The sequence below is a fragment of the Massilia sp. Leaf139 genome, assembly GCF_001424165.1.
Classification (GTDB): domain Bacteria; phylum Pseudomonadota; class Gammaproteobacteria; order Burkholderiales; family Burkholderiaceae_D; genus Telluria.
The window spans coordinates 566024-582055 of sequence record NZ_LMOJ01000001.1; the positions used below are offsets into that span (position 1 = coordinate 566024).

General features: G+C 64.5%; 19 protein-coding genes. 17 read left to right on the forward strand and 2 right to left on the reverse strand.

The genetic code is table 11. From position 1 onward, the window contains the following. Positions 1-9: 9 nt before the first annotated feature. The 6 genes from ASF77_RS02530 (at position 10) to ASF77_RS02555 (ending at position 5852) form a co-directional block, all read left to right on the forward strand. A complete protein-coding gene (locus tag ASF77_RS02530; protein WP_056333933.1) occupies positions 10-642 on the forward strand; it encodes a penicillin-binding protein activator LpoB in 633 nt (210 codons plus the stop codon). Further along, positions 623-1774: a hypothetical protein gene (locus ASF77_RS02535; RefSeq protein ID WP_162244818.1), complete on the forward strand. Its 1152-nt coding sequence runs from the start codon at positions 623-625 to the stop codon at positions 1772-1774. Before ASF77_RS02530 ends, ASF77_RS02535 begins: the two co-directional genes overlap by 20 nt. Position 1775: 1 nt before the next feature. Further along, positions 1776-2222: a hypothetical protein gene (locus ASF77_RS02540; protein ID WP_056333938.1), complete on the forward strand. Its 447-nt coding sequence runs from the start codon at positions 1776-1778 to the stop codon at positions 2220-2222. Next, the gene (locus ASF77_RS02545; RefSeq protein ID WP_056333942.1) at positions 2219-2917 is read left to right on the forward strand and encodes a hypothetical protein; all 699 of its coding nucleotides are present in this window, start codon (positions 2219-2221) and stop codon (positions 2915-2917) included. The genes ASF77_RS02540 and ASF77_RS02545 overlap by 4 nt, the downstream gene beginning before the upstream one ends. 220 nt (positions 2918-3137) lie before the next feature. Further along, entirely contained in the window at positions 3138-4370 is a 1233-nt protein-coding gene (gene rlmJ / locus ASF77_RS02550; RefSeq protein WP_229445199.1) for a 23S rRNA (adenine(2030)-N(6))-methyltransferase RlmJ, read from the forward strand. 207 nt (positions 4371-4577) lie between these two features. Beyond that, the gene (locus tag ASF77_RS02555) at positions 4578-5852 is read left to right on the forward strand and encodes an EAL and HDOD domain-containing protein (RefSeq protein WP_056333945.1); all 1275 of its coding nucleotides are present in this window, start codon (positions 4578-4580) and stop codon (positions 5850-5852) included. A 39-nt stretch (positions 5853-5891) separates the two neighbouring features. Here the strand turns inward: ASF77_RS02555 and ASF77_RS02560 are convergent, their stop codons facing one another. Together ASF77_RS02560 and ASF77_RS02565 are read right to left on the reverse strand one after the other, a co-directional pair. Beyond that, complete coding sequence (locus tag ASF77_RS02560) at positions 5892-6641, reverse strand: SAM-dependent methyltransferase (RefSeq protein ID WP_056333948.1); 750 nt, start codon at positions 6639-6641, stop codon at positions 5892-5894. A 15-nt stretch (positions 6642-6656) separates the two neighbouring features. Further along, on the reverse strand, positions 6657-7292 hold the full coding sequence (locus tag ASF77_RS02565) for a Maf-like protein (protein ID WP_056336259.1): 636 nt from the start codon (positions 7290-7292) through the stop codon (positions 6657-6659). 215 nt (positions 7293-7507) lie between these two features. On the opposite strand from ASF77_RS02565, the gene ASF77_RS02570 reads away from it, so the two are divergent. The 11 genes from ASF77_RS02570 to ASF77_RS02620 all read left to right on the forward strand — a co-directional run bounded on the left by ASF77_RS02570 (position 7508) and on the right by ASF77_RS02620 (position 15830). Then, positions 7508-8005 (forward strand): DUF177 domain-containing protein, encoded by a 498-nt coding sequence (locus ASF77_RS02570; protein ID WP_056333951.1) that lies wholly within the window; start codon positions 7508-7510, stop codon positions 8003-8005. A 179-nt stretch (positions 8006-8184) separates the two neighbouring features. Then, the gene (gene rpmF / locus ASF77_RS02575; protein ID WP_028104096.1) at positions 8185-8367 is read left to right on the forward strand and encodes a 50S ribosomal protein L32; all 183 of its coding nucleotides are present in this window, start codon (positions 8185-8187) and stop codon (positions 8365-8367) included. 188 nt (positions 8368-8555) lie between these two features. After that, positions 8556-9578, forward strand: coding sequence for a phosphate acyltransferase PlsX (gene plsX, locus ASF77_RS02580; RefSeq protein WP_056333954.1), 1023 nt, complete (start codon positions 8556-8558; stop codon positions 9576-9578). Positions 9579-9607: 29 nt separating this feature from the next. Continuing rightward, a complete protein-coding gene (locus tag ASF77_RS02585) occupies positions 9608-10591 on the forward strand; it encodes a beta-ketoacyl-ACP synthase III (protein WP_056333957.1) in 984 nt (327 codons plus the stop codon). A gap of 41 nt (positions 10592-10632) precedes the next feature. Further along, positions 10633-11571 carry an ACP S-malonyltransferase gene (gene fabD / locus ASF77_RS02590; RefSeq protein ID WP_056333960.1) on the forward strand — a complete coding sequence of 313 codons (939 nt, stop codon included), beginning with the start codon at positions 10633-10635 and terminating at the stop codon, positions 11569-11571. Positions 11572-11612: 41 nt separating this feature from the next. Beyond that, positions 11613-12350, forward strand: coding sequence for a 3-oxoacyl-ACP reductase FabG (gene fabG / locus ASF77_RS02595; protein WP_056333963.1), 738 nt, complete (start codon positions 11613-11615; stop codon positions 12348-12350). Positions 12351-12541: 191 nt separating this feature from the next. Further along, entirely contained in the window at positions 12542-12781 is a 240-nt protein-coding gene (gene acpP, locus ASF77_RS02600; protein ID WP_020653257.1) for an acyl carrier protein, read from the forward strand. A gap of 36 nt (positions 12782-12817) precedes the next feature. Next, the gene (gene fabF / locus ASF77_RS02605; protein WP_056333966.1) at positions 12818-14065 is read left to right on the forward strand and encodes a beta-ketoacyl-ACP synthase II; all 1248 of its coding nucleotides are present in this window, start codon (positions 12818-12820) and stop codon (positions 14063-14065) included. 204 nt (positions 14066-14269) lie between these two features. Further along, complete coding sequence (locus ASF77_RS02610) at positions 14270-14758, forward strand: protein YgfX (RefSeq protein ID WP_056333969.1); 489 nt, start codon at positions 14270-14272, stop codon at positions 14756-14758. A 60-nt stretch (positions 14759-14818) separates the two neighbouring features. Further along, positions 14819-15421: an RNA polymerase sigma factor RpoE gene (rpoE, locus tag ASF77_RS02615; protein ID WP_056333972.1), complete on the forward strand. Its 603-nt coding sequence runs from the start codon at positions 14819-14821 to the stop codon at positions 15419-15421. A gap of 109 nt (positions 15422-15530) precedes the next feature. Then, positions 15531-15830 carry a sigma-E factor negative regulatory protein gene (locus tag ASF77_RS02620; RefSeq protein ID WP_056333974.1) on the forward strand — a complete coding sequence of 100 codons (300 nt, stop codon included), beginning with the start codon at positions 15531-15533 and terminating at the stop codon, positions 15828-15830. Positions 15831-16032 lie beyond the last annotated feature (202 nt).

Below are 16032 nucleotides of genomic sequence, written 5' to 3' on the forward strand. Positions count from 1 at the left end.
GGAGCCGATATGACGATCAAACTCTTCGCAGGGGCGCTCGCTGCCCTGGTGCTGGCTGGCTGCGCCACGCCGAATCTCGACAACTCGGCCGGCCGCGCCGTCGTCTACCAGGACGTCTCGACGACCTCGAAACGCGTCGCCGGCGTCGGCGTCGAATCGCAGGACGTGGTCTCGATGACCGACCGCATGATCCGCGACATCCTGGCCACGCCGCAGATCGCCGGCCGCGCCACGCCGCCGCGCATCATCATCGATTCCGAGTACTTCGCCAACGACAGCTCCTCGCGCATCAACAAGAACCTGATCACCGACCGCCTGCGCATCGAGCTGAACCGCGCAGCGCAAGGCCGCCTGGTGTTCGTCGCCCGCCACTACGGCGACATGGTTGCCAAGGAACGCGATGCCAAGCGCAGCGGCGAAACCGACAAGGGCACGATCCGCGCCACCAAGGCCAAGGCCGGCGCCGATTTCCGCCTGGGCGGACGCATCACTTCGCTCGACGCCAACTCGGCCCAAACCGGCACGCTGTCGCGCTACCACCAGATCAGCTTCGAACTGATCGACCTCGAATACGAAACGATCGCCTGGAGCGGCCTGTTCGAATTCAAGAAGGAAGCGCAGGATGACGTCCTGTACCGCTAATCGGTATCTGAAGGCGGCCATGCTGACCATGGCCGTTTTGGCTGCCCCGGCGCACGCGGACTATGCCAGCGAAGCTGCGAAGATCCGCAGCGCGCCCGCCAAGGACGCCACGCTGTACACGCTGCAGGCCGGCGTGGCGGCGCTGGCCGAGAACCGCCAGGCCGAATCGAGCGAGCTGTTCGACACGGCCCTGGCCAGCATCGAAGGCATGTTCGCCAACACCGAGGGCGCGGCGAAAGCGCGCTCGCTGTGGTACGAGGAGGGCGCCAAGGACTACAAGGGCGAACCCTACGAGCGGGCGATGGCCTTCTACTACCGCGGCCTGCTGTACCTGGCGGGCGGCGACTACGAGAACGCGCGCGCCTCGTTCCGCGGCGGCATCCTGCAGGACGCCTTTGCCGAGGAACAGCAGCACCGCAGCGACTTCGCCTCCCTGATGCTGCTCGAGGGCTGGGCCAACCAGCTCAACGGCGACAAGGGCCAGGCCGAGGACGCCTACAGGGAAGTGGCGCGCCTGCGCCCCGGCTTCCAGCTGCCGGCGAAGGACGCCAACATGCTGGTGATCGCCGAACTGGGCGGCAGCCCGCGCAAGGTCGGCGACGGCATCGGCAACCACGAGATCGTCTACCGCAAGGCCAAGCGCATGCCCGAACGATCGCTGCGTATCGAGATCGACGGCAAGCCGGTCGCCATCGCCCAGGCCGAGGACGTCTTCTACCAGGCCACGACCCGCGGCGGCCGTCCGGTCGACCGCCTGATCGCCGGCAAGGTCGCGTTCCAGAACGTGGCCGGCGGCATCGGCGAAGTCGCCGGCACGCTGGCCTCCGACCTGAGCGTGTGGAACGCGGCGTCCGGCGCCAGCAGCGGCAACGCCCTCGGCGCGGTCGCGGCGGTGGGCGCGATCGCCTCGCTGGTCGCGGTCAACGTCAAGCCGCGCGCCGACGTGCGCTATTGGGCCAACCTGCCCGAGACCGTGCACATGACGGCGCTGCGCCACGACGGCCTGCCCGGCAAGATCGAGGTCGCGCTGTTCGACGAGGCCGGCCAGCCGGTCGCCGCGGAGAACGTGCGCGTACACAAATGGATCGACAAGCGCGGCAACGTGCTGGTCTGGATCAAAACCAGGAATTGAAATGAACCAAGTGAAAACCATCATCGCCGCCGGCTGCCTGTTGCTGCTGGCCGGCTGCCAGACCGTCTCGCAGGAAGGCGCCAAGATGGGCGTGCGCGTCGACGACGCCAACGCGCCCACCGCGCGTATCATGTACGACCAGGTCGTCATCCTCGACAAGGTGCTGCAGAACGGCAGCACCGGCAAGATCGCCATCGAAGGCCAGGGCGCCAGCCGCACCGCCACCGGCACCCTGAAGGTGACCGTCGCCGTGCGCAACCGCACCGACTTCACCCAGACCCTCGAACTGCGCACCAGCTATTTCGACAGCGGCTTCGGCCCGACCGAGAAACCGTCCGCCTGGACGCGCCTGCACCTGGACGCCAACGGCGTCGGCCACTACCAGGAAAGCTCGCTCGGCGCGGCCAATGTCGCCCACTACTACGTCGAAGTGCGGGAGGCGCGGTGATCAAGCCTAGCCTGTTCGCCGCCCTGATGGCGGTCAGCATCCTGGCCCCGGCCCAGAACCTGAGCGCACCGCGCGCGCTGGCCCCAATCCAGGCCGCGCCCGGCGTGTCCGATCCGATGGACACCGGCGTGATGGCCGCGCCGAGCGATGCCGGCAGCCTGCGCACCTGGTACGCCGCCCAGCGCCGCCCGGGCGTGGTGCTGTACTTCGAGCGCAAGCTCGCGCAGCTGCCGCCGGGCTGGCGCGGCGCCAGCCGCCTGCACATCGAGGACAAGCGCCTGGTCGACGGCAAGGAATCGAAGCGCAACGTGACCGTCGGCGTCGAGCATAACGTCGCCAGCGAGGCCCCGACCTCGCAGTTCGCTGCGCTGTTCCAGCAGTCGCTGCAGCAGGAAATGAAGCGCCAGCAATTGACCGTGCTCGACGGCTCGGTACTGCAGCGCAAGCATGCCGGCAGCGGCAAGGGTGGCGACGTCGAGTACGCTTCGCTGAACGCGGCCGCGCGCTTCGTCTTCGAAGTCGAATTGCTGAACCTGAACGGCAACTGGGAAATGGTCGGCGCGCTGAAGGACATCCGGAGCGGCGCCCTGGTCGCCACCGTCAACCTGCCATTCGACGCCATCGATTCGCGCTCGGCGATGGATCGCGCCAGCCGCAGCCTGATCGCGCGCCTGCTGCAGGCAAACGTCGGATAAATTCGCATCACGGCCGCCGATTTGGGCGGCCCGGCGGTTCTGGGCGATAATGGCGGCATCTTGCCGGCATTTTCCCCGGAGCCACGCCCCCCGCGCCGGCTTCCCGCCGGCGCTTTCTATTTAGGATTCCCAGATTATGTTGAGCTACCGCCACGCCTTTCACGCGGGTAACCACGCCGACGTCCTCAAGCATTTTGTCCAAGTGCAATTGCACGAGTATATGAATCAAAAGGACACCGCCTACACCTACATCGACACCCACTCGGGCGCCGGCGTGTATGCGCTCGACAGCAGCTTTGCCTCCAAGAACGCCGAGTTCGACACCGGCATCGGCCCGCTCTGGGGCCGCACCGACCTGCCGCCGGCGCTGGCCGCCTACGTCGACCTGGTGAAAGGCATGAACCCGAGCGGCAAGATGCGCTACTACCCGGGTTCGCCCTGGGTGGCCGACCAGATGACGCGTCCGGACGACCGCCTGCGCCTGTTCGAACTGCATCCGGCCGACAGCAAGATCCTTGCCGACAATTTCCGCAAGGCGGAAGCGCACAAGGCAGAGCAGGGCGAGCGTTCGCGCGGCAAGCGCGTGATGATCGAGCGCGGCGACGGTTTCCTCAGCATGAAAGCGCTGCTGCCGCCGCCGTCGCGCCGCGCGCTGGTGCTGATCGACCCGCCCTACGAGATGAAGGACGATTACCGCAAGGTGAAGGATGCGCTGGAAGAAGCCCTGGGGCGCTTCCCGAGCGGCATCTTCGCTGTCTGGTATCCGGTGCTGCAGCGGATGGAATCGCGCCAGTTCGCCGACCGCCTGAAACGCCTGCCGGCCAAGGAATGGCTGAACGTGACGCTGACCGTGTCGACGCCGGGGCCGGACGGCTTCGGTTTGCACAGCAGCGGCATGTTCATCCTGAATCCGCCGTATACGCTGGAACCCATGCTGCGCGAAGTGATGCCCTACCTGGTGAAGGTGCTGGGCAAGGATGCGGGCGCCAGCTTCGTGATCGAGCGCGGCACCCAGGTCACGGGGGCGGCCGCCGCCCGCGTCGGCGCCGGCGGTAGCGCGCGCCAGCCGGTCGGCAATGCGCGCCGCGCCAGCCCGCTGTCGGGTGCCGGCAGCCTGCGCCTGCCGGGCCAGGCCGCGCCGGTGCGTGCGCCTGCCGAGCCGGTTGATGCGCGCCGTCCGGATGGCGCTGCCGCGACCAAGGTCGGCGCCGCCGAGCGCGCGCGCCGCTTCTCTCGTCCGCAAGAGGCGGTACCGACGGGCGAGGCCCGTCCGGCGCGCCGCCGCGACAATAGCGGCGAGCGTCCGGACGAGCGTTTCGATCCGGCCCGCGAGCCATCGAAGGCGCCGCGTGCCCGCTACAGCGACGAGCGTCCGGCACGCGCCGCCAGCGGGCGCCCGACGGCGGGGCGTCCGGATGCGCGCGGCCCCGCCGGCCCGCGCAAGCGCGGCTGAGGTTTGCGCCTGTCCATCACCTGCCGCAGCACGTCCGGATGGGCGTGGGCGGCGCATTTGCGCAACGCGGCAGCGCGTTCGTTTCGATGTAAAAATGTAAAGATTAGCGCGATGGTGTATAGTCGGTAGAGGTGCGCAAACGATGCGTGCGCCTTCCCGCGCCTGCTATGAAGCAAGTGTCTGTCGCAAGGGTTTTCAGGAGTCTACATGCTTGCCGAAGTGAGGGCGGTATCGGCACCGATGCTGTCCGACGAATTTTTCCTGGCGCGCCAGCCCATCCTGGGCCGCGACCAGCACCTGATTGCTTACGAGCTGCTCTTTCGTGCAGCCGGCGAGCATGACGACGCACGCCTCACCGACGGCGCCGCGGCGACCGCGGCCGTCATTTCCCATGCGTCCCAGCTCGGCCTGGAGCAGGTCGTGGGCAACAAGCTGGCATTCGTCAACGTCGACGACGTTGTCCTGATGAGCGATTTCGTTCGCTTCCTGCCACCGCATAAGGTTATCCTCGAAATCCTCGAAACCGTCAAGCCGACCGAGCCGTTGCTGGCGCGCGTGGCCGAGCTGAAGGAACTCGGCTTCAAGTTCGCGCTCGACGATGTCGTCGACCATAGCGCCGAGGTCGACAAGCTGCTGGGCCTGGTCGACGTGGTGAAAATCGACCTGCAGGGTGTGGCGCACGCGGCGCTGGGGCATCTGACGGCTTCCCTGCGCAAGAGCGGCAAGAAGCTGCTGGCGGAAAAGGTCGAAACCCAGCAGGAATTCCGCCTGTGCCAGGAACTCGGCTTCGATTATTTCCAGGGCTATTATTTCGCGCGGCCCGTGATCCTCAGCGGACGCAAGATCACGCCTTCCGAAATGGGCATCCTGCACCTGCAAAAGCTGATCAATTCCGATGCCGACGACGCCACCATCGAGACCGCCGTCAAGCGCGATCCGCTCATCAGCCTGAACCTGCTGCGCCTGGTGAACAGCCGCGCCGCCGGGCCCGAGCGCCGCATCGAGTCGGTGGCCGAGGCACTGACCCAGCTGGGGCGCAAGCAGTTGCGGCGCTGGCTGCAGATCCTGATGTTTGCCGCGCCGGGCAGCAAGGTCGAGCTCACATCGCCCCTGCTGCAGCTGGCCACCACGCGCGGGAAGCTGCTCGAGCTGATGTCGCTGCAGGTGCGGCCGGGCGACGTCGTCGGCGCTGAGCGCGCCTTCACGGTCGGCATCATGTCGCTGGCCGACGCCCTGTTCTCGATACCGATGCCCGACATCCTCGACAACGTCGAGCTGGCCGACGACGTGCGCGCCGCGCTACTGGGCCGGGCAGGGGATCTGGGGGCGATGCTCGACGTGGTCGAACGCCTGGAAAACGCCGATACCGGCCGCCAGTTCAGCGCCGCCCTGCGCCGCCTGAACCTGACCTCGAAGCAGGTGCGCGAAATCGAGCTGGCCGCCTTCGACTGGGTGCGCGAGCTGGTGCACGACGCGGCTTGATCGACGTGGGTTGAATCACGCCGGCACCGACGAACAAACTTATTGACCGAGGAACAAAAACACCGTCGGCTTCTTATGGAAATCCGGCATCTTCCCGCCCGCCAGCTGCGCCTTCCACTTGGCGGCAGTCAAGGTGCGCACCGACTCGCTCGCCAGCGACAGATCCGTCGCGACGCAGATCAGGGTGCCCGGCTGACAGGCGCCGGCCAGGGCTTCGAGCATCTGCCCGTTGCGATACGGCGTTTCGATCAGCAATTGGGTCTGCTTTTCAGCCCGCGAGCGTGATTCCAGTTCGCGGATGCGCTTGGTGCGCGCGGCCGCATCGGTCGGCAGGTAGCCGTTGAAGGCGAAGCTCTGGCCGTTCAGGCCGCTTGCCATCACGGCCAGCAGCAGCGACGAGGGCCCGACCAGCGGCCGCACCGTCACCCCATGCTGGTGCGCCAGGCGCACGAGATCGGCGCCGGGGTCGGCCACGGCGGGCACGCCCGCTTCCGAGACGAGACCGGCATCCTCGCCCGCCAGCAGTGGCTCGAGCAGTTGCGCCAGGGCCGCGGCCGGGGTATTGACGTTGAGTTCGGTGATGCGGATTTCCTGCAAGGGTTTGGCCAGCGGATGGTCGATTGCGACCAGTTTCAGGAAGGCGCGCGCCGTCTTCGCGTTTTCGGCGACGAAATAGCTCAGTTGCGAAGTAATCGCCTGCACCTGGCCGGGCAGGACGTGGGACAGGGCGCCGGGAGCAGCGTCGGTGGGACCAAGGGTGTTCGGAATCAGGTAAAGGGTGCCGGGCATGGATGGTGAAATAAATTAGAGGCCGAAGAAAGCGACGCCCGCGCGGCGCAGCATGCCCGTCAGGGCGATCAGCGGCAGGCCGGTGAGGGCGGTCGGGTCGGAAGAATCGATGCGTTCGAGGAGGGCGATGCCCAGGCCCTCGTTCTTGGCGCTGCCGGCGCAATCGTAGGGCTGCTCGATGCGCAGGTAGGCGTCGAGTTCGGCGTCCGGCAGGTCGCGGAAGCGGACGAAGACCTGTACATTCTCTACCTGCGCGACCTGCGCCGCCTGCGCGGCATCGGCCACGCGGCCGTCCCACAGGCATAGCGCCGTATGGAACACCACTTCGCGCCCGCGCATCTGCCGGAGTTGCGCCAGGGCGCGCGCATGGTCGCCCGGCTTGCCGATCTGTTCGCCATCCAGGGTCGCGACCTGGTCGGAGCCGATCACCAGCGCGCCCGGGTGGAGACGGGCGATCGCCTCGGCCTTGGCGCGCGCCAGGCGCAGGGCGGTGTCCTGCGGCGCCTCGCCGGGCAGGGGCGTTTCGTCGATGTGCGGGGCAATCGCTTCGAAGGGCAGCTGCAGGCGTCCGAGCAGTTCGCGACGGTAGCTGGAGCTCGATGCAAGAATCAGGCGCAAGGTCGGGCGCGATGCAGAAGAACTTGGTATCATGTGCGCGGTCAAAAGCAGAAGTATAAGAAAAACTGATCGATGTCGCATCCCGGCAAGCAATGCCGATGAATGGGCGATGCAAAGCGCAACATACCGCAGCGCGCCGTGGATCGCTGCAACAGATCGCGCCGCCGCGGCAAAAAAACGCGGCAAGGCTTTGACTGCACGCGGATAACCCTGTTATTATCGCAGGTTTTCCGGGGACGTTTTCTGCAATGAGTGCATTTGTCATCGACGCCTTTGAATTCTGCCGCACCGGCGGCTTTCGCGAAGGGGTGACCCCAGTCACGGAAATGACCCGCCTGGCTGCCGACTGCGCCAACGACAGCGGCGAGATCGCCTGGTCGATCCAGGGCGGAACGACGCCGCAAGGCTATCCGACCATGACCCTGTCGGTTGCCGGCCCGGTGCAGCTGGTATGCCAGCGTTGCCTGGCCCCGTTCGACTACCGCATCGATTCGTCCACCCAGCTGGTGCTGGGACGCGACGACGAGGAAGCCGACGGGATGGAAGAAGTCCTCGACGACGAGAGCATCGACGTGATCGTCGGCAGCCACACTGCCGATATCCGCGAGCTGCTCGAGGACGAAGCGCTGCTGGCCCTGCCGCAGGCGCCGAAACACGAGGTATGTCCGGGCGCCACGCCCCTCGATAACCTGAAGTCTGAAAAGGTATCGCCGTTCGCCGGCTTGAAGAACCTGAAATCCGAATAAGCCGTATTGGCAAATAAGTCGTAGTAGGCAGTTGTAGTCAAACGCGCGCACAGTCGAGTATGTCAGGGCAGCGTTTCAAATATTCCGGCAATCGTGAGATTGCCGGTGGGATACTCGATGTGCATGTTTTTGCAAATCGATTGTGTTAGAATTTTAGAACTTTAGTATTAGGAGTCATCATGGCAGTTCAGCAGAATAAGAAGTCCCCATCGAAGCGCGGTATGCACCGTTCGCACGATTTCCTGGTTGCCCCTAACCTGGCAGTCGAGCCAACGACCGGTGAAACCCACCTGCGTCACCACATCAGCCCGAACGGCTTCTACCGTGGTCGCAAAGTCCTGAAGACCAAGAACGACGAGTAATCGCCGTCTTGTTTTTCTGTACCATGAAAGCGGTGCAACGTATGTTGAGTGCGTGGCGCCGCTTTTTTATTGTCCCCGGCTGCCCGATTTCGAGCACCATCACGGTTGAAGTTCCAAACCGGCATCGCGCCGCAGAGCGCATGCATCTTCCCGCGCTCGTCGTTTAAGCCGCGGTATCGTTCCCAAAGATGACAATTAAAATATCCATCGACTGCATGGGCGGAGACCATGGTCCTTCCGTTACCATTCCGGCAGCACTCGCCTTCCTCAAGCAGCAGCCAGACGCGGAACTGATCCTCGTCGGCCTGGAGGACATCGTGCGCGCGGAACTGAAAAAGCACCACGCCGACGCGAATCCGCGCCTGACGATCAAGCACGCTTCCGAAGTCGTTGCGATGGACGACCCGATCGAAGTCGCGCTGCGCCGCAAGAAGGATTCCTCGATGCGCGTCGCGGTCGAGCTCGTCAAAGAGGGCAGCGCCCACGTGTGCGTCTCGGCCGGCAATACCGGCGCCCTGATGGCCGTCTCGCGCTATGTCCTGAAAACCATGGCCGGCGTCGACCGTCCGGCGATCTGCTCGATCCTGCCGAACCAGAAGAACGGCCCGACCTACATGCTCGACCTCGGCGCGAACGTCGACTGCAGCCCGCATCACCTGCACCAGTTCGCGATCATGGGCGCCGTGCTGTTCGCGGCCATGGAAGGGCGCAAGCCTACCATCGGCCTGCTGAACGTCGGCACCGAAGAGATCAAGGGCAACGAGGTAGTCAAGGAGACCGCCGTCTTGCTGCGCGCCGACCACGAGCGCGGCGCCCTGAATTTCTACGGCAACGTCGAAGGCAACGATATCTTCAAGGGCACGACCGACGTCGTCGTCTGCGACGGTTTCGTCGGCAACGTCACCCTGAAGGCGATCGAAGGCCTGTCGCGCTTCATGAAAACGGTGTTCAAGCAAAGCTGGCTGTCCATGCTGGGCGCGCTGATCGCGCGCGGTGCCCTCAAGAAGCTCAATCCCGAACGCTACAATGGCGCCGGCCTGCTGGGCCTGAAGGGCATGGTCTTCAAGAGCCATGGCGGCGCCAACGCCTATGCTTTCGAATGGGCAATCCGCCGCGCTTTCGACGCAGCGAAATATAATGTACAAGAGCAATTGTCGGCGATGATCGCCGAACTGATGCCGGAAACCCCTGACGCACAGCGCCAGGTTTGATTGACGACGGAAACTCGGGTGGAGACGTAATGACTGTCTACAGCAAAATCATCGGCACCGGCAGCTACCTGCCGGCGCGCAGGGTCACCAACGACGAACTGGCGGCGGAGCTCGCCGCCAAGGGCATCGAGACTTCGGACGAATGGATCGTGTCGCGCAGCGGCATTTCGGCGCGCCACTACGCCGCGGCCGATCAGAATTCGTCGGATCTCGCGGTCGAGGCGGCGCGGCGTGCGCTCGAGATGGCAGGCAAGTCGGCGCTCGACATCGACATGGTGATCGTCGCCAGCTCGACCCCGGACTTCCAGGGCAGCTTCCCGAGCACCGCCTGTGTCGTCCAGCAAAAGCTGGGCATGACCAACCACAGCGCCGCCTTCGACGTGCAGGCCGTCTGCAGCGGCTTCGTGTATGCGGTCTCGACCGCCGACGCCTTTATCCGCGCCGGCATGCACAAGACGGTGCTGGTGATCGGCGCGGAAGTGTTCTCGCGCATCCTGAATTTCGAAGACCGCACCACCTGCGTGCTGTTCGGCGACGGCGCCGGCGCCGTGGTGATGACGGCCTCGAACGAGCCGGGCATCCTGGCCTCGAAGCTGCACGCCGACGGCACCCATGCCGACATCCTCTCGATTCCGCCGAACCCGGCCGGCAGCGCCGCCAGCGGCGGCTTCCTGCACATGGATGGCCAGGCCGTGTTCAAGCTGGCCGTCACGGTGCTGGAAGAGGTCGCGGCCGAGGTGCTCGGCGCCGCGCGCATGCAGGCGTCCGACGTCGACTGGCTGATTCCGCACCAGGCGAATATCCGCATCATGAAGAGCACGGCCAAGAAGCTCGGCCTGCCGCTCGAACGCATGGTCGTCACGGTCGACGAGCATGGCAATACCTCGGCCGCCTCGATTCCGCTGGCGCTCGACCTTGCCGTGCGCGACGGCCGCATCAAAGCAGGCGACAATATCCTGATGGAAGGCGTCGGCGGCGGCTTTACCTGGGGCGCGATCCTGGCGCGCATGTAAGTCCGCCGGGGCCCCGCAAGTCAGTTTAGGAGAAGAAGAAAATGAACAAATTCGCATTCCTGTTTACCGGCCAGGGCGCGCAAGCGGTCGGCATGCTCAATGGCTTCGCCGGCAACGCCGTCGTCGCGCAGACCGTGGCCGAAGCCTCGGACGCGCTGGGCATGGACATCGGCAAGCTGATCGCCGAAGGCCCGAAGGAAGAACTGGATCTCACCACCAATACCCAGCCCGTCATGCTGACCGCGGCCGTGGCTGTCTACCGCGCCTGGATCGCCGCAGGCGGCCCGGCGCCATCGCTCGTTGCCGGCCATAGCCTGGGCGAATACTCGGCCCTGGTGGCCGCCGGCGTGATCGACTTCAAGGACGCGGTGCCGCTGGTGCGCTTCCGCGCCCAGGCGATGCAGGACGCGGTGCCGGTCGGGCAGGGCGGCATGGCCGTCGTGCTGGGCTTGTCCGCCGACGATGTGCACGCCGTGTGTGCGCAAGCCGCCCAGGGCGAGGTCGTCGAGGCCGTCAATTTCAACGAGCCGACCCAGATCGTGATCGCCGGCCACGCTGCCGCGATCGACCGCGCCTGCGAGATCGCCAAGGCCAAGGGCGCCAAGCGCGCCATGAAGCTGTCCGTCTCGGCGCCGTTCCACTCCTCGCTGCTGAAACCGGCCTCGGATCGACTGCGCGACTACATGGCCACACTCACCTTCCATGCGCCGCGCATCGATTTGATTAACAATGTCGATGTCGCGATCCAGAACGATCCGGACGCGATCAAGGACGCCCTGGTGCGCCAGGCCGCTGGCCCGGTGCGCTGGGTCGAAACGATGCAGAAGATGGCCGCCACGGGCCTCACCCAGGTCATCGAATGCGCGCCGAGCAAGACCCTGATCGGCATGGCCAAGCGCATCGATCCGGTGCTGGTCGGCGAAGCGCTGACGGACCAGGCCGCGCTCGAACGTGTGCTGGCCGCCGTGCAAGGCAACTGAGAAGGGCGCGTGCCCGACGTTTTAGATAGAACAGGAACCACATGAATCTGGAAAACCAAGTCGCTCTCGTCACCGGCGCCTCACGCGGCATCGGCAAGGCCATCGCCCTCGAGCTGGCCCGTCAAGGCGCAAAAGTCGTCGGCACAGCTACCAGCGACAGCGGCGCGCAGGCCATCACCGACTACCTCGCCGAATTTGGCGGCAAGGGCCTGGTGCTGAACGTCACCGACGCGGCCAACTGCACGGCCGTCATCGACGAGATCCAGAAGAGCTTCGGCGCCGTCGCCATTCTCGTCAATAACGCCGGCATCACCCAGGACAACCTGGCCATGCGCATGAAGGACGAGGAGTGGGACAGCGTCATCGCGACCAACCTGACGGCCGTCGGCCGCCTGTCGCGCGCTGTGCTGCGCGGCATGATGAAGGCCAAACACGGCCGCATCATCAACATCACCTCGGTCGTCGGTTCGTCCGGCAACCCGGGCCAAATGAATTACGCCGCCGCCAAAGCGGGCGTGGCCGGCATGACCCGTGCGCTGGCGCGCGAGATCGGCAGCCGCAACATCACCGTCAACTGCGTCGCGCCCGGTTTCATCGATACCGACATGACCAAGGGACTCGGCGAAGGCCAGCACGAGGCATTGCTTACCCAAATTCCGCTGGGCCGCCTCGGCCAGCCGGAAGACATCGCCCATGCGGTGGCTTTCCTGGCCGGCCCGACTGCCAGCTATGTCACCGGCACGACCCTGCACGTGAATGGCGGCATGTACATGAATTAATCGCGGGAATGGGCCGATGTCGATCGTACGGGGCGTACGATTGAATCGTCCCGTTTTACATCGCGACAGAATCTCATCTTTTAGCAGGAGTTTCGGCCGAATTAGCGTCAGACGCCGAAAATAGTTTTTCAGCGCGCAAACCTGATAAAATGCGCGCACTTTCCGCAACACATACCTAATGGAGCCATAACATGTCGGATATCGAACAACGCGTTAAAAAAATCGTCGCTGAGCAACTGGGTGTTGCAGAAGCCGACATCAAAATCGAGTCGTCGTTCGTTGACGATCTCGGCGCAGATTCCCTGGACACCGTCGAACTGGTGATGGCCCTGGAAGACGAGTTCGAAATGGAAATCCCTGACGAGCAGGCTGAGAAAATCACCACCGTCAAGCAGGCTATCGACTACGCAACTGCGCACGTTAAGGCCTAAGCGGGCCGAAGCTGTCTTAGTTTTAGGGAGAATCGCTTGAGCCGTTCACGCAACCGCCGCGTCGTCATTACCGGCCTGGGCTGCGTTTCACCAATCGGTAATTCGATTACCGAAGCGTGGAGCGCGGCGCTGGCTGGCAAGTCGGGCATTGCCAACATCACCAAGTTCGACGCCTCGCCGTTTTCGACCCGTTTCGCGGGTGAAGTCAAAGGCTTCAATATCGAGGATGTCATCCCCGCCAAGGAAGCCCGTAACATGGATACCTTCATCCATTACGGCATGGCGGCGGGTATCGAGGCGCTGCAGGATTCGGGTCTCGTCGTCACCGAGGAAAATGCCGACCGTATCGGCGTGATCGTCGGTTCGGGCATCGGCGGTCTGCCGCGGATCGAAGAGCAGAAGGACGAGTACGACAAGCGCGGCCCGCGCCGCATTTCGCCGTTCTTCGTGCCGGCCTCGATCATCAACATGATCTCGGGCGACCTCTCGATCAAATACGGCCTGCGCGGCCCCAACCTGGCCATCGTCACGGCCTGCACCACCGGCCTGCATTGCATCGGCGCGGCTGGACGCCTGATCGAATATGGCGATGCCGACGTGATGATCGCCGGCGGCGCCGAGTCGACCATTTCGCCGCTGGGCCTGGGCGGGTTCGCCTCGGCACGCGCGCTGTCGTCGCGCAATGAAGATCCGGCAACGGCTTCGCGTCCATGGGACCGCGACCGCGACGGCTTCGTACTGGGCGAGGGTGCCGGTGTCATGGTGCTGGAAGAGTACGAGCACGCCAAGGCGCGCGGCGCGAAGATCTACGCCGAGCTGCTGGGCTTTGGCATGAGCGCGGACGCCTACCACATCACCGCGCCGATGGAAGACGGCAGCGGCGCCAGCCGTTGCATGGTGGCCGCCATGGCGAATGCCGGTATCAACGCCGACCAGGTGCATTATGTGAACGCGCACGGCACCTCGACGCCGCTGGGCGACCTCGCGGAAGTGCAGGGCATCAAGCGCACCTTCGGCGACCATGCGCACAAGCTGGTGGTCAACTCGACCAAGTCGATGACCGGCCACTTGCTGGGCGGCGCCGGCGGCCTCGAGTCGGTATTCACGGTGCTGGCGATCCATAACCAGGTGTCGCCGCCGACGATCAACATGTTCAACCAGGATCCGGCCTGCGATCTCGATTTCGTGGCGAACACCGCCCGCGACATGCAGATCGACTATGCCGTGAAGAACTCGTTCGGTTTCGGCGGTACCAACGGTACCCTCGTTTTCGCCAAGGTTTAAATTGCCGGGCGTTTGAAAGCCTTCAGGGCAAGGCGCATCGTCGAAGACAGTACGCAAGTACGGCGCGGTGATGCAACGTAGCCATGAAGGTTTTCATGCGTTCGGATGAACCTGCCGCGCCTGGTTCTGTCTAAAGAATCGGGCGCCTGACCCTGCCGCACCCCGCGCGCGGCAGGCGTTCCGTTTTACCTTCCCCCTCATCCGATGTCAATTGCCGTGTCCGCACGCGTTGCGCCGTCACGCCGCTTGCGCGCAGCGCTGCTGCTGTTCGCGCTGGCGCAGTTATGCGCGGCTTTTTTTGTCGGCATTTTGTTGCCCGAGCGCTTCGCCGGCGCACCCGTCTGCGCGGCTTTTTTCCTGCTTGCAGCACTCTGTTCTCTGCACGGATGGGCGGGCGCGACAAAGACGCACGGGATTGATGTATCTGGAACCGGCACACTGCACCTGACGGTACAACAGGAGATGGAAGCCGAAGCGACGGCGTCCGCCGATACCGTCGTGACGCTGTTGCCCGCCACACTCATCTGGCCCTCGATGCTGCTCCTGCATCTGCTTGACGAGGCCGGCAACAGGCGCATCGTCCCGGTGCTGCGGGACAGCCTGGCGCCGGCCGAATACCGGGCTCTGCGCGTTGCAATCGGCAGCTTGTCGCGGCGCCATGAACGTGCGGCACCGACACTCGAAATACTTTGAACTTATTGCAGCAGGCCAACTCTTATGTAGTGACGGTCTGCTGCTAACGGGATCCTGTCAGTGACAACAGAACGCGAGGGTGATCAATTGCTGGTCGAACGCGTCCAGGCCGGTGACAGGCAGGCGTTCGACTTGTTAGTGGCGAAGTATCAGCGCAGGCTGATGCGCCTGGTGTCACGCCTTGTCCATGATCCCGCCGAGGCCGAGGATGTTGTGCAAGAAACGTTTATTAAAGCGTTTCGGGCCTTGCGGCATTTCCGCGGCGAGTCGGCGTTTTATACTTGGCTCTACCGGATCGGTATTAACACGGCAAAGAATTATCTTGTCACACAAGGGCGGCGCGCACCGACCTCCACCGAGGCCGATACGGAACGTGCCGAAGGGTTTGACGATGCGGATAGCTTGCGCGACATAAACACGCCGGAGTCGGTGCTGGCGAGCAAGCAGATCGCCTACACGGTAAATGCGGCGATGGAAGCCTTGCCGCTGGAATTGCGGACGGCGATTGTCTTGCGCGAGATTGAGGGTTTGAGCTACGAGGAAATTTCCGAAGTGATGGCCTGTCCCATTGGCACAGTGCGCAGCAGAATATTTCGCGCCCGCGAAGTCATTGCCGAAAAATTGAAGCCCTTGCTTGATTTTCCTGCTGACAAACGTCGGTAGCTAGCGTGAGCGTAAAAAGCCAGTGTCCCGGGTAAGCGGGGCAACGGGTTAATCCAGGTTCCCTGATACCTGGACATTTATTTGGATCACATAGCTACTGGAACGACCGATGGACACGAACAAAAAGAACCGCGAACGTATTTCCGCCCTGAGCGACGACGCGTTGCCGAAGGACGACCACGAGCTGGCCTGCGCAGCTTTGCGCACGGCCGATGGAATAGCAGCGTGGGAAGTGTATCACCTGATCGGCGACGTGCTGCGCACGGGAGAGTCTGCCGACCTCTCGCCCGGCTTCGCGGCGCGCCTTTCCGCCCGCCTGGCCGAGGAGCCGCTGCACGCGCGCCGTCCGGCGGGAGAGCTCGAGCACGCAAAGCCGGTTGCGCTGGCGGCGTCGACGCCGTCCACCTGAGGCGCGAGGCCGCCGCACCCCACACCGCGTCCACCGCCGCGGCTGCATAGTCCGCCATCGTCTCCAGAAAGCGCGCCGGCGCCACCCGCCCGGCGCCGCGCCCCACCTCCCGGGTGCATCCGCACCCGCCGCCGCAGCGCCCACGCGCGCCCTCATCCGCATGCGCGACAAGAGGCCGGGTTTTGGCTTACCATAACGTCAA